This is a genomic window from Herbaspirillum sp. 1173 (genome assembly GCF_031455335.1).
Taxonomy (GTDB): Bacteria; Pseudomonadota; Gammaproteobacteria; order Burkholderiales; family Burkholderiaceae_D; genus Herbaspirillum; species Herbaspirillum huttiense.
The window spans coordinates 64,432-77,735 of sequence record NZ_JAVDSP010000002.1 but is presented as its reverse complement, the minus strand read 5'-3'; the positions used below and the strand labels follow the sequence as shown (position 1 = coordinate 77,735).

The 13,304-nt window shown below is 62.3% G+C and carries 9 protein-coding genes; 3 read left to right on the top strand and 6 right to left on the bottom strand.

What is annotated here, in order from left to right:
- Window positions 1-123 precede the first annotated feature (123 nt).
- Both J2X56_RS08325 and J2X56_RS08320 read right to left on the bottom strand, forming a co-directional pair.
- Window positions 124-1,518, bottom strand: coding sequence for a nucleobase:cation symporter-2 family protein (locus tag J2X56_RS08325; RefSeq protein WP_121044866.1), 1,395 nt, complete (start codon window positions 1,516-1,518; stop codon window positions 124-126).
- Between the two features lie 277 nt (window positions 1,519-1,795).
- Window positions 1,796-2,740, bottom strand: a complete 945-nt coding sequence (locus tag J2X56_RS08320; RefSeq protein ID WP_209567182.1) for a LysR substrate-binding domain-containing protein — start codon at window positions 2,738-2,740, stop codon at window positions 1,796-1,798.
- Window positions 2,741-3,247: 507 nt separating this feature from the next.
- Here J2X56_RS08320 and J2X56_RS08315 point away from each other — a divergent pair.
- Both J2X56_RS08315 and hutH read left to right on the top strand, forming a co-directional pair.
- Window positions 3,248-4,489 carry a urate hydroxylase PuuD gene (locus J2X56_RS08315; RefSeq protein ID WP_209567180.1) on the top strand — a complete coding sequence of 414 codons (1,242 nt, stop codon included), beginning with the start codon at window positions 3,248-3,250 and terminating at the stop codon, window positions 4,487-4,489.
- Window positions 4,490-4,517: 28 nt separating this feature from the next.
- A complete protein-coding gene (gene hutH, locus J2X56_RS08310) occupies window positions 4,518-6,146 on the top strand; it encodes a histidine ammonia-lyase (protein ID WP_209567178.1) in 1,629 nt (542 codons plus the stop codon).
- A gap of 119 nt (window positions 6,147-6,265) precedes the next feature.
- On the opposite strand, the gene J2X56_RS08305 is transcribed toward hutH, so the two are convergent.
- The 3 genes from J2X56_RS08305 to J2X56_RS08295 form a co-directional block, all read right to left on the bottom strand.
- Window positions 6,266-6,946 (bottom strand): Fe2+-dependent dioxygenase, encoded by a 681-nt coding sequence (locus tag J2X56_RS08305; protein WP_204725745.1) that lies wholly within the window; start codon window positions 6,944-6,946, stop codon window positions 6,266-6,268.
- A 145-nt stretch (window positions 6,947-7,091) separates the two neighbouring features.
- On the bottom strand, window positions 7,092-9,329 hold the full coding sequence (locus tag J2X56_RS08300) for a catecholate siderophore receptor Fiu (RefSeq protein WP_310159552.1): 2,238 nt from the start codon (window positions 9,327-9,329) through the stop codon (window positions 7,092-7,094).
- A 438-nt stretch (window positions 9,330-9,767) separates the two neighbouring features.
- On the bottom strand, window positions 9,768-12,047 hold the full coding sequence (locus J2X56_RS08295) for a catecholate siderophore receptor Fiu (protein WP_310159549.1): 2,280 nt from the start codon (window positions 12,045-12,047) through the stop codon (window positions 9,768-9,770).
- Between J2X56_RS08295 and J2X56_RS08290 the strand changes: the two genes are divergently transcribed.
- Entirely contained in the window at window positions 12,046-12,384 is a 339-nt protein-coding gene (locus J2X56_RS08290) for a hypothetical protein (protein WP_209567172.1), read from the top strand. The genes J2X56_RS08295 and J2X56_RS08290 overlap by 2 nt on opposite strands.
- On the opposite strand, the gene J2X56_RS08285 is transcribed toward J2X56_RS08290, so the two are convergent.
- On the bottom strand, window positions 12,375-13,142 hold the full coding sequence (locus J2X56_RS08285; RefSeq protein ID WP_310160458.1) for an outer envelope protein: 768 nt from the start codon (window positions 13,140-13,142) through the stop codon (window positions 12,375-12,377). The genes J2X56_RS08290 and J2X56_RS08285 overlap by 10 nt on opposite strands.
- Window positions 13,143-13,304: the final 162 nt, after the last annotated feature.

Here is a 13,304-nt window from a genome sequence, read left to right as displayed (position 1 = left end):
CTGCGCCAAAGCCCGCCCGGTGCGGTCTGCAGCGCAGATGAGACTTTAAAACATCTTGGCCCGGATGGCATCAACGGTTTCATCTGGGCCGTATGCGCAGCGGCATATCTCGCCGCACCCGCTTCAGTGATCCGAACTCTGCGCCGCCGCCACCGCATAGCGGGCCACGTCCTCTTCACTGCCCCGGCCATTGAAGAACAGGTTCAATCCGACCGCCATGGCCGAGGCCAGCAGGATGCCGCTGTGGAAGATGGTGCCCAGCAGATGCGGCATCTTGTCGAAGAAGGTCGGCGCAACGATGGGGATCATGCCCACGCCAATGCTGATGGCGACGATGAAGAGATTGTTGCGGTTGCCGTGGAAATCGACCTTGGACAGGATCTTGATGCCGGTCGCCGCCACCATCCCGAACATCACGATGCCGGCACCGCCCAGCACGAATTGCGGAATCGACGCGGCCACGTGCGCCATCTTGGGGAACAGGCCAAACGCAATCAGGATCACCCCGGCCGCCACACAGACGAAACGGCTGCGAATGCCGGTCACGCCCACCAGCCCGACGTTCTGCGAGAAGGAGGTGTAAGGGAAGGTGTTGAAGAGACCGCCGATCACCGTGCCCAGGCCATCCACGCGCAAGCCGCTGGCCAGCGTGCGGTCGTCGATGCGGCGGCCGACGATGTCGCCCAGGGCCATGAACATGCCGGTCGATTCGATCATCGTCACGATCATCACCAGGCACATGCTGATGATGGAGGCAATGTCGAATTGCGGCAGCCCATAGTGAAAGGGCTGGATGAAGGCGAACCAGTCCGCCGCATCCAGCCCGTCAAAGCTGATCTTGCCCAAGGCAAAGGCAATCACGAAACCGACCACCATGCCCATCAACACCGATATGTTGGAGATGAACCCCCGCGTGTACTTGGTGATGAGCAGGATCGAGACCAGCACCACCGCCGCAATCGAAAGCGACAGCGGCGAGCCGTAGTCGGGATTGGGCACCTTCACGAACACCCCGTCGACCAGCTTGCCGATCACCGGCTGTCCACCTGCGGCCCAGTTGATGCCCACGCCCATGAGCGAGACGCCGATCACCGTGATGACGGTACCCGTGACCACCGGCGGAAAGTAGCGCATGAGCTTGCTCATGTAGGGCGAGGCGAGGATGCAGAACACGCCCGAAGCAATCACCGCCCCGTAGATATGCAGGATGTTCAGCTGCGGATTGTTGGCCATGGCCACCATCGGCCCCACGGCGGCAAAGGTCACGCCCATCATGACGGGCATGCGGATGCCGAATTTCCAGAGACCGGCACTCTGGATGATGGTCACCAGCCCGCAGCAGAACAGGTCGGCACTGATGAGGTAGGCGATCTCGGACTTGGGCAGGTTGAGCGCACCACCGATGATGAGCGGCACGGCAATCGCACCGGCATACATCACCAGCACGTGCTGCATGCCGAGGGCAAAGAGCTTGAATACGGGTAGGCGTTCATCCACCGGATGGCGAGTGGCTTGCATGGGATTGTCTCCTGGTATTTTTTATCGATGGAACCTGGCATGTGACCGCGCCACCGTGATCATTCTGAGAGGGTGGCGTGCCTTGCCGCTTGAAGGTGGTTCCGGCCCAGTACCGTGCTCCGCGTCTTGGTGGGGCTTGTGTGCGGATGCCGGTCTGATGCTGGCGATACTAATGCAATCCGGGGAGTGCGATATATAAGCCCCGGCATACCGGCTGGCGCGCCGCCGATATATGCCGGAATGCCCGTTTCCTTTGCCGGAGCGGCCCGGCACCGCTTCAGGCGCGGCCCTGCGCCATCATCTTGGCCGCCGCGCTGACCTGGGCGCGCAGCCATTTGTGCTCGGTGGCCTGGTGCACCCGCTCGTGCCACAGCTGGTAAAAACGCAGCGGCGGGAACTTGATGGGTACCGTATAGCTTTTCAGGCCCAGGAGTTTTTCGTAGAAGCTGGCGAACTGCTGGCCAGCCGTCAGCACCAGGTCGGTCTGCGCCACCATGTAGGGCAGCATGCGGAAGTGCGCCGATTCCACCACCACGTTGCGATGCAGGTTCTGCTTTTCGAGGAAGGTATCGATGGTGCCGTGATAGCCGGGCAGGATCTGCGAGGGCGCGGCGTGCGGCAGCGAAAGATAGTCCTCGATGCTCATGGCGTCGCGCGCGGTGCGCTTGGCGTAGGCGCAGTCAGCGCGCATCAGGCAGACGATGGGATCGTCAAACAGCTTTGACAGGTGCAAATGCGCAGGCGGCTCGTCCCAGTTGGCAATCACCAGGTCCAGTTCCCCGTCCGAGAGCAGGCGCACGTAATCGTTATCCGGACCCAGCGCATGGATGACGATGCGGCTGCGCGGCGACTCGCGCCGCAGGCGGGCGATCACCTCAGTGAAGAAGGGCGTGTTCATGTAGTCGGGCGCGGCGATATGGAAGGTGCGCTCTTCCTCCTGCGGCACGAAGGCAGTCTTGGGCACGAACAGGCGCTCGGTCTCGTCGAGGATGCGCTTGGCGGGTTTCAAGAGGCTCTCGCCATGCTGGGTCGGCACCATGCCGCGCGCGCCGCGCACCAGCAGCGGGTCGCCGGTCAGTTCGCGCAGCTTGCGCAGCGAGGCTGAAATCGAGGGCTGCGGCTGGTTCAGTTTCAGGGCGACCCGCGATACGTTCTTCTCGCAGAGCAGGAGATAGAGAATGCGGATGAGGTGGATGTCGAGATGGTCAGGCAGCCTGGACATGGGAATGTCTCCGGGGTCTTGTGGTGCGGGGCAGGTGACGGTTTTTCGTTCACTCTGGGGCGGCTGCATCGGGGGCAGGCGCATTATCGTTGTCGTGTGCCGGGCCGGCTCGGGCGGCGGCCTGGCGTGATGCGAGCGCAAGCGTCCCACATCCAGGGGGCATTTTTGTATATCGTCATTCGTATGTCAAATATACGTTGATGGCCATGTTTTGCGTGACCCTCACGTTTATCTTTCCTGCAACCGTCCCGCATCAGCAGGATGGCCAAAAAAACAGATGGCATCAGCCATCGGGTCGTAGCGGCAGCACGACGGGAGACCAGCCAGGGCGCCATCAAGGCGCCTGCGCTTCCCGGCGCGCGGGAAGCCTTCACTCCACTCATCCAGTTGCAGCCTTGGTACACGCAGGGCGGTGGGAAGACTTCCATGGCGGCCCATTCCTGAGGCAATGCCTCGCCTGTCCGGAGTAGGTCGCGGTGGCGGACAGCAATCCTGCGTGGGGAAGACATGGAAGCACTCCTGGTTTCATATGGCATCGACTGGGCCAACCTGCTGGTCCGCTGGCTGCACCTGATCACGGGCATCGCCTGGATCGGTGCCTCGTTCTATTTCGTCTGGCTGGACAACTCCATCCGCCCGCCCAAGCCGGGCAGCGACCTGGAGAAGAAGGGCGTCTCCGGCGAGCTGTGGGCCGTGCACGGCGGCGGTTTCTACAATCCGCAAAAGTATCTCGTCGCGCCGGCCGAGCTGCCGGAAGAACTCCACTGGTTCAAGTGGGAAGCCTATGCCACCTGGATCACCGGTGTGGCCATGCTCTTCATCGTCTATTACTTCAACGCCTCGGCCATGATGGTCGACAAGTCCGTAGCCAACCTCACCGGGCCGGAAGCCGTCGGTGTGGGCATCGGTACCCTGGTGCTGGGCTGGATCGTCTACGACCTGCTGTGCAAGTCGCCGCTGGGCAAGCGCGAAGGGCTGCTGGGGCTGGTGATGTTCGTCTTCATCGTGGCGGTGGCCTATCTGCTCACGCACCTGCTGTCGGGCCGCGCGGCGTATATCCACGTGGGCGCGATGATCGGCACCATCATGGTGGGCAATGTGCTCATGGTCATCATCCCCGGCCAGCGCAAGCTGGTGGAGGCGATGAAGGCCGGCCGCTCGCCCGACCCCATCCACGGCCGCAAGGGCAAGCAGCGCAGCGTGCACAACAACTACTTCACGCTGCCCATCCTCTTCATCATGATCAGCAACCACTACGCGATGACCTACACGCATGCCCATAGCTGGCTGGTGCTGGCGGCGATCATGGCGGCCGGTGTGCTGATTCGTCACTTCTTCAATTTGCGGCACAAGGGCAAGGTGTCGGTGGGCTATCCCATCGCCGGAGTAGTCCTGTTGCTGGCGGTGGCCGTGGCGATTGCCCCGCGTCCCGTGGCACCTGCTGCACCTGCTGCCTCCACAGGTGAGGGCGCAGCGCCGGTGGCCGCTGCCGCACCGGACTTTGCCCGCATCCAGGCCATCGTCACCCAGCGTTGCGCCAGCTGCCATTCGGACAAGCCGACCCAGGCCGGCTTCGCCACCGCACCAGCCGGGATGATGCTGCAAACGCCCGAGCTGATTCATCAGCACGCGGCCAAGATCTTCCAGCGCGCCGTCCAGACCAAGGACATGCCGCTGGCCAACATGACCCAGATGACCGATGCGGAACGCGCCGAGCTGGCCGCATGGTTCCAGGCTGGGGCCAAGTAATCGCACCCGATTCCATCAGAGAGCACTCATGCAAACCATTACCATCGACGGATTCAATCTCACCGCCGCGCAAGTTGTCAGCGTGGCTCGTGCGCCTCACCTGAAAGTGGCGCTGGCCGATTCTTCGCGTGCCGCCCTCAAGCAAAGCCGCGACTACATCGAATCGACCTGGATGCACGATGAAGCGCCCATGATGTACAGCTTCAATACCGGCGTGGGCCTGCTCAAGGACACCCGCATCAAGGTCGAGCATATCGAGCTGTTCCAGACCCAGCTGATCCGCGCGCACAGTGCGGGCATCGGCGAGCCGTTCTCAGAAGAGGTCAGCCGCGCCACCATGCTGCTGCGGGCCAATGCATTCGCCTCGAATTATTCCGCGCCACGCGTGGAAGTGGTGGATCGCCTGCTGGCTTTCATCAATGCGGGTATCCACCCGATCATGCCGCAGAAGGGATCGGTGGGTGCTTCCGGCGATCTGGCGCCGCTGGCTTATCTGGCCGCTGCCATTGCCGGCTTCGATGAAGCTGAAGTGATGTATCAAGGCCAGCGCATGCGCGCCACGCAGGCCATCGAGCAGGCCGGGATAGGTTCGGTCAAATTTGATCTTAAGGCCAAGGATGCCTCGGCCCTCATCAATGGCTGCACCGCTTCGCTGGCCGTCGCCATCCTCGCCGCGCACGATGCGCGCCATCTGCTGACCGATGCCTGCCTGTCGCTCGGGCTGACGCTGGAAGCGATGCGGGCCGAGATGTCGGCCTTCGATCCGCGTATCCAGCAGGCGCGTCCGCATGCGGGCCAGATCAAGACGGCGGAAGTCATCCGCACGCTGCTCAAGGGCTCCACCCGTACCACGCATGAAGCGCGCGCCGTGCAATTGCCCGATGAATTGCGCCGCACCGATATCCCTTACACCGCGCGCATTCAGGATGTGTATTCTCTGCGTTGCGCTCCGCAGGTGTATGGCCCGGTATTCGATGCGCTGGACTATATCGACACCATCATCGAGAAGGAAACCAACTCCGCTACCGACAATCCGCTGATCTTCAACAAGGAAGACGGCGAAGGTTTCGAAATCATTTCCGGCGGCAACTTCCACGGACAGTATCTGGCGCAGGCGATGGACTTGCTGGCTATGGCCATCACCGACTTGGGCAGCATCTGCGAACGCCGCATCGCGCGCCTGATCGATCCGACCCTGTCGTGGGGATTGCCGCGCAACCTGATGAGCGGCGTGCGCGGCGTCAACACCGGCTATCCGGTGGTGCAGTGTTCCATGAGTTCGCTGGTGATGGAAAACCGCACCCTGTGCATGCCCGGCAGCGTCGACAGCATCCCCTCCAAGGGCAACAGCGAGGATCACATCTCCAACTCGACCTGGTGCGCCCGCAAGGCGATGACGGTGGTGCAGAACACGCAATACATCGTCGGCGTGGAAATGCTGCTGGCGGCGCAGGCGCTGACCATGACCGAGGACTTGCTCAAGGACTTCAAGCTGGGGCAGGGTACGCAGGCGGCCTATGAGGAGATCCGCCGGCAGATTCCTGCGTGTCTGGAGGGCGATCGCTGGTTCCATGATGACGTGCGCGCTGCGCATGACTTCGTGGTCAGCGGATCGGTGCGGGAGGCAGTGATCGGTGCAATCGGGCGTTTCGTCTGATCCCGCACTGGCTTGCATGAAAAAGGCCGTCCGGTGCAATGCCGGACGGCCTTCGTATTTGGCGTATCGAGCTACGCCAATTCAAAAACGATATAAAACAAATAAACAATTTGGCGTGGTCATACATCCGCCCACTGTCGCAGCAGGTTGTGATAATGCCCGGTCAGTCCCACCACTTCTTCGGTATCGCCCAGTTTCTGCCGCAGGCCGAAGATGTTGCGATCCAGTTCGAAGAGCATGCTGCGTTTCCAGTCGTCGCGGATCATGCTCTGGGTCCAGAAGAAGGAGCACACGCGCGCCCCGCGCGTGACTGGTTCGACCCGGTGCAGGCTGGTGGAGGGATAGACGATCATGTCTCCCGCCGGCAGTTTCACTTCATGGGTGCCATAGGTATCGACCACCACCAGTTCACCGCCATCGTATTCGTCCGGCTCCGACAGGAACACGGTGGTCGAGACATCGGTACGGATGCTGCCCGCCGCATTGGGCAGCAGGCGCACCGAGCCATCCACGTGCAGGCCATAGTGCTCGCCGCCTTCATAGCTGTTGAACAGCGGCGGCATGGTCTTCTTGGGCAGCGCGGCGGCAAAGAACAGGGGATTTCTGCGCAGTGCTTCCAGGATGATCTCGCCCAGCTGGAAACCCAGCGGCGAATGTTCCGGCAACTGCCGGTTGCGCTTCACGCGCGCCCCCTGTTCACCCACGGTCTCGCGCCCGTCCACCCAGTCGGCGCGCTGCAGTTCGGAGCGGATGTGGCTGACCTGTTGCGGGGTCAGGACCTGGGGGATGTGCAGCATCATGATGGAATTCTCCTGTAGCGAATGAAAAAACCCCTCCGCACGGGAGGGGCCGTCAAGTCGCCGATCACTGGCTCACCGGAGGGGACACGAACTCTTGCGAGTCAGAGCACCCCGCCCGGTGAGGGCTTCAATGCCAGGGGCAGGATCAGAACTTGAAGTTGGCGGTCAGCGCCACCGAACGCGGCGTGCCTGGGGTGTAACGATAGCCGCTCTTGTTGATTGCCGCTACGTAGTCTTTATCGAAAATATTGTAGATATTGAGCTGTAGATCAACGTTCTTGTTCACGATATAACCAACCATGCCATCGAAGACCCAATAGCTGTTGGCGTACTTGGGCGTACCGACCGCACCATCGGTGCCGCGCAGCAGCGAACTGACGTAACGTGCACCACCGCCGACGGTGAAGCCCTGCGGCAGGCGATAAGTGGCCCACGAAGTGAAGGCCTGCTTCGGCGTATAGGCAAGATTGTTCTCGCCGGCGGCCGTGGTGATGGCACCGTTGTTCACTTTGGTGTCCATCCAGGTGTAGCCCGCTGCCAGCGACAGGGTGCTGGTCACGTCACCGGTGACGCCCAGTTCGATACCCTGCACGGTCTTCTTGCCGGTCTGGAAGTACTGCAGCGAGGTCGGATCCTGCTCGACTTCATTGGTCACTTCGGTGTGGAACAGGGCCGCCGTGAGGGCCAGCTTCTTGTTCATCAGATCCCACTTGGTGCCCAGTTCGGAGGTCTTGGTCTTTTGCGGGGCGTAGTTGCTGTTGGCCGCGCTGTTGGCCGAGGCCGACAGGGCAAAGTTGCTGCCGCCCGGCGGCTGCTGCGAGGTGGCGTACAGGGCATAGATGCTGCTGTAGTCGGTCGGCTTGTAGATTGCGGCCAGCTTCCAGTTGAACAGATTGCCCGAGGTCGACAGGTTGGTGATGGTGCCGGCGGCGTTGGAATAGTACGTGGTGCGGTAATGGTCCTCGCGGATGCCGGCGTTGATCGACCACTGGTCGTTGAACTTGACGGTGTCGAACAGATAGGCCGAGACGGTGTCGGTCTTGCCGTCGTTGTAGCCGGTGGCCGTCATCGTGTAGGTCTTGGCGTCGTTCGGATTCGGGTTGTACAGGTTGGCCACCGACAGCGTGCCGCTGCGGGTGAAGGACAGCGCGTGCTGCTTCTCCTGGGTGAATTCGACACCGCCCACCAGCGTGTGCTTGAGGCTGCCGGATTGCAGATCGGCCGTGATGTTGGTCTGGTTGGTGATGATTTCGTTGCTCTGGTCCTTGCGCGTCGGGTTGGAGCGCGACAGGGTCCAGGCCGAGGGATTGCTGGCCGACGGCGTGACCAGGTTGGCCGATGTGCCCATGAAGGCGGTCAGCAGGTAATCCTGGCTGGTCTTGGCATAGCGGGTGGTGTTCTGCAGCTTGACGTCCTGCGAGAAGTCATGCTCCACGCGCGCCGTGAACATGTCGGCAGTCACCTTGTCGTAGTCGCCCGACAGGCCGTAGAAATTCGACGAGTTCACCCGCGCCGCGCCGCTCAGGAAGGAGCGCGAGGCATCCGGCGAGGTATAGCCCGGCAGGCCGATGGTGGGCACGCCGCCATCGGGCACGTTGTCCTGGTCGATGTGCAGATAGTTCAGGAACACGCGGGTCGGGCTGTTCAGGCCAAAGGCCAGCGAGGGCGCCACGCCCCAGCGGTCGTTCTTGACTTCATGGCGGCCGGGGACGCCGCTGTCCTGCTTCATCACGTTCAGGCGCATGGCGATGCCGCGCTCTTCATCGATCACCTTGTTCCAGTCGGCGGTGGCGCGCTTCTGGTTCCAGCTGCCATAGGTGGCGGAGGAATTGAAGAAGTTGTTCATCTCGGCCTGCTTGGTGACCATGTTGATCGAACCGGTCGGCGAGCCGCGTCCGTTGTCGGTGCCCGCCGGACCCTTCAGGACTTCCACTTGCTGAATGTTGAACATGTCGCGCGAGATCGAACCGAGGTCGCGCACGTTGTCCACGAAGATCGCGCTGGAACTGTCGAAGCCGCGCATGTAGATGGCGTCGCCGGTGTTGGTAGTACCGTTTTCGCCGAGGAAGAAGGTGCCGACGCCCGGGCTGTTGCGCAGGGCTTCGGTCAGCGTGGTGGCGCCCTGCTGGTCGATCAGCTGCTTCTTGATCACGGTCAGGGTCTGCGGGGTGTCGACCAGCGGTTGGCTGTACTTGGCCGAGGAGGCCTTGTCGGCCTTGTAGTCCGATTCCTGGGTGGCGGTCACTTCGACCTTGGGCAGGGCGGTGCTGGTCTGTGCGTGCACGCCCACGGCCGGCAGCAGCAGGGCGCCGGCAACGGCGGCGGACAGACGGGTCGAAGCAAAGGCAGGCTGCGCGTGCTTGCGGCTCTTGATGTAACTCATGGCAGGGTTCCGAGAGAAAATGTTGAGAGTTCTCTTGGCTGGCTATGAGTCGAACGGGCAATCGCATGGTCTGGTGAGACCTGGCAGGCTCCGCCGTAATGGCTGGCGAGATTGTAGTTTTTGTATCTCGTTGATATCGCAATGTTTCAAATTGCTACGAGATTTTTACAATTATAGCCACGGTGCCAAATAAAAGTGATTCTTATTCTAAAAATTTCTGTTCCCTGATCGTCTGCTCTTGGTCTTCCATTCAGAACATCCCGCGCAAAGCCGCACCGCATCCGGGAAGGCGGACGGGGCAAGCCGACACTACATTTGTTGCATAAAAAACACGAAGCCTCACGGCAGTGCGCTGCGTGATGCAGTGGGCTGGTCGTGAGGGAGGTGTGGGAGCAGTTCAGCGGTGGCGGCAGAACGCCGCCACCGCCGGGCAGGAGATCAGAAGCGGAAGTTGCCGGTCAGCGAGAAGGCACGCGTGCCGCCCGGTGTGTAGCGATATCCGCTCTTGTTGATCGCAGCGGCGTACTGCTTGTTGAACAGGTTGGTCACGTTGAACTGCAGCTCCACGGTCTTGTTGATGGCATAGCTGGCCATGGCATCGACCAGCCAGTAGGCATCGGTCCGGGTGGGCGTGCCCAGCGCATTGCTGTCGGTGCCGCGCAGCAGGCCGTCGGTATAGCGCAGGCCGCCGCCCAGCGCCAGGCCCGGTGCCGCGCGCCAGGTGGCCCACGAGGTCAGGGACTGGCGCGGTGCGTAGGCCAGGTAGTTCTCGCCGTTGGCGGTGACCACGCGTCCCTTGTTGACGCGGCTGTTCATGCGGCTGTAGCCGGCGGTGAGCGAAATGTCCCGGGTGAGCTCGCCGGTGACGCCCAGTTCCACCCCTTCGGTACGTTTCTCGCCGATCTGGAACCAGGTGTCGGCCAGCGTTCCCGGCTCGATCTCATTGTGCACGTCGGTGCGATAGAGCGCGCCGGTGACGGCCAGGCGGCGGTCGAGCAGGTCCCACTTGGTGCCGATTTCGGCGGTACGGGTCTTTTGTGGCGCGTAGTCGGGGTGGGAGGGATTCCTGCGGCTGGCACTGAGCAAGAGATTGTTGCCGCCCGGCGGCTGCTGCGAACTCGCCAGCAGGGCGTAGACGCTGCTGTAGCTGGTGGGCTTGAAGACAGCCGCCAGCTTCCAGCTCAGCAGGTTGCCCGAGGTTTTCAGTGCAGTGGCGGTGCCGGACGCGATGCCGTCGAAGGAGGTGCGGTAATGGTCCTCGCGCAAGCCCAGGTTCAGTGACCAGCGCTCGTCGAACTTGAGCGTGTCCAGCACGTACAGCGCGACGGTATCGATCTGGCCCTCGTTGCGGCCGGTGGCCTGGATGCTGACTTCCGATTCGTCGAAGCGGGGATTCGGCTGGTACAGGTTGGCCGGGGGACGGAATCCGTCCACCGTGAAGGCCAGCGCATGCTGGCGTTCGCGCGTCAGTTCCAGGCCCCCAACCAGGGTGTGCCGGATCGCGCCGGTATTGAACTGCGCCGTGGCATGGGTCTGGTTGCTGAGGATCTCGTTGGCCTGGTCGCGCCGCGTGACGATGTTGCGCGCCAGTAGCCAGGTGGTGCGGTCAGTGGCCGAGGGCGTGCGGATGCCGGACTTGTACTTGCCCCGGTCGCTGCCGGTGGCAATGAAGGAGGCCAGGCGGTAATCCTGGTCGGTGCGGGCGTAGCGGGTGCTGTTTTCCAGCTTCAGGGTGGGCGAGAAGTCGTGCTGCACCCGCAGGGTGTACATGTCGGCGTTGACCCGGTCATAGTCGTCCACGTGGCCATAGTAGTTGCTCGGATTCACCTTGGGCGCGTCGCCAATGAAGGGACGCGCCGGATCCGGCGAGCGATAGCCGGGCAGGCCGAGGGTGACCACGCCGCCATCGGGGACGTTGTCCTGCTGCATGTGCACGTAGTTGAAGAGGATGCGGGTGGGGCCGTTCAGGCCCCAGGCCAGCGAGGGCGCGAAGCCGTCGCGGCTGCTGTGCACCTGGTGGCGGCCGGGTACGCCGCTGTGCTGTTTCATCAGGTTCAGGCGCAGCGCCAGGCCCTGATCGGGGTCCAGGACCTTGTTCCAGTCCACGGTGGCGCGCTTCTGGTTCCAGCTGCCATAGGTGCCGCTGGCGCTGACCGCATCGGCCAGTTCGGGCTGTTTGGTGACCAGGTTGACGGAGCCGGTCGGAGAACCCCGGCCGTTGTCGGTGCCCGCGGCTCCCTTCAGGACCTCCACCTGCTGCAGGTTGAAGACGTCGCGCGAGATCGCGCCAAGGTCGCGCACGTTGTCCACGAAGATGGCGCTGGAGATGTCGAAGCCGCGCATGTAGATGGTGTCGCCGGTACTGGTGCTGCCGTTCTCGCCGAGGAAGAAGGTGCCCACGCCGGGCGTATTGCGCAGCACCTCGGTGAGCGTGGTGGCACCCTGCTGTTCCATCAGCGGACGCTTGAAGACCTGCAGCGTCTGCGGCGTATCCACCAGCGGCTGCGTGTGCTTGGGGGAGGCCGATTGCTCGGCCTTGTAGGGCGATTCCTTGACGGCATCGACCTGTACCGAAGGCAGTGTGCCGCCAGCGGACTGGGCCTGGGCGGTGACTGCCGGCAGCAGCAGGACGCCCGCCAGCGCCGCCGACAGGCAGCAGCTGGATGAGGCAGGAGAGGGCGGGGAAGAGGGGTGCTTTTTGCTCTTGATGAAGCTCATGTCAGGTTCCGAGAGTAAGGGTGGCGAAATCTCTGGGCTGGCGATGAGCGGTGTCCGGGACGATATGAAGCTTTGTGAAAAAAGCGGGATGCGCGTCCGGGCGGGGGCTGGCGGTCAGATGTCAGGGGGAATCCGGCCGGCGATGGCGACGTGCCGGGAGCGGATCCGGCTGAGTATAGGAAGCGGGGAGAAAAAAAGAACTCCTGCAAATTTCGATTTTTTGCAGGAGTTTTTGAAGATTGAAATTTGTATCGGAAGCTCGATTTTTTTCAATCAGGAGCGGCCAACTCCTTGGCGCAACGGGCGGCTTCCCGCTGCCGGAGGCGATCAGAAGTGATATTCGGCGCGCACCATCGGTGTCTTGGCCAGCGAGCCCGGCACGTTGCTCGGGTTGCCGAACTTGTTGCGCCAGTACTGATATTCCAGGCCGAGGCGCAAGGTGTTCTTGCCCAGTCCCATGGCCGTGCCGAGGTCGTACATGAGCTGTCCGTCGAAATTCAGTTCGGGCGCAGTCGACCCGCCGAACTCGTTCCTGCCCTTGGACGCGATGTAGTTCATGTAGCCCTCGAAGGCCCATCCGCTGCCGCCCAGCGGGATCCCCCAGGCCAGGTTCAGCATCGGATGCGTGTCATAGGTGTAGCGGCTGCTGATGCCCTTGGGCTGGTTGCTTTCGAACAGCGCCAGCACGCTCACGTTGAGAAAACCCGGCACATCCATCATCAGGGTCGGGCCGACCACCCACATGCGTTTCTTCGAGGCATAGCTGTTGTCGTTCTTGGTGTTCCAGTCGAAGCCCAGCGTCAGGCCCACCCCGCGCGCCGGTCCGAAGGACAGGTCGCGGCCGCTGATCTTGCCGATGTCCAGCGTATGGCGATAGGTGACATAGGCTTCCTGGGCATTGTCATCCTTGCTGTCCGACATCAGCAGGTCGACGTTGAGGAAATTGGTGCCGTACTTGTAGCCGCTGGCATGCTGGAAGTTGACGATGTTCTTGCTGATGTCCTGCGTATTGAAGGGCTCGGCAAACTTCGTGCCGTAGCGGTAGCCGATCGAGTTGTCGGCCCAGTCGGCCGCCATGGTGCTGCCGCCGGCCATGAGCAGGACGCCCGCGAGCGTGCCGTGCAGGCGCAGGGATGGAATGGGCATGGTGTCTCCTCCAGTGATGGATGTTGTTTGATATAAATGATTTAAATGATTGCCGCGCCGGGCCCTTGCTGGTATCTGCGGTCCGGATGTCGGCTCCGGTTTGGCAGGGGG

Excerpts from the sequence above, each read along its gene's own strand:
- J2X56_RS08325 (WP_121044866.1), bottom strand. The coding sequence starts at position 1,518 with ATGCAAGCCACTCGCCATCCGGTGGATGAACGCCTACCCGTATTCAAG.
- J2X56_RS08290 (WP_209567172.1), top strand. The coding sequence starts at position 12,046 with ATGTCAGGTTCCGAGAGTAAGGGTGGCGAAATCTCTGGGCTGGCGATG.
- J2X56_RS08300 (WP_310159552.1), bottom strand. The coding sequence starts at position 9,329 with ATGAGTTACATCAAGAGCCGCAAGCACGCGCAGCCTGCCTTTGCTTCG.
- J2X56_RS08295 (WP_310159549.1), bottom strand. The coding sequence starts at position 12,047 with ATGAGCTTCATCAAGAGCAAAAAGCACCCCTCTTCCCCGCCCTCTCCT.
- J2X56_RS08315 (WP_209567180.1), top strand. The coding sequence starts at position 3,248 with ATGGAAGCACTCCTGGTTTCATATGGCATCGACTGGGCCAACCTGCTG.
- hutH (WP_209567178.1), top strand. The coding sequence starts at position 4,518 with ATGCAAACCATTACCATCGACGGATTCAATCTCACCGCCGCGCAAGTT.
- J2X56_RS08285 (WP_310160458.1), bottom strand. The coding sequence starts at position 13,142 with ATGGCCGGCGGCAGCACCATGGCGGCCGACTGGGCCGACAACTCGATC.
- J2X56_RS08320 (WP_209567182.1), bottom strand. The coding sequence starts at position 2,740 with ATGTCCAGGCTGCCTGACCATCTCGACATCCACCTCATCCGCATTCTC.
- J2X56_RS08305 (WP_204725745.1), bottom strand. The coding sequence starts at position 6,946 with ATGATGCTGCACATCCCCCAGGTCCTGACCCCGCAACAGGTCAGCCAC.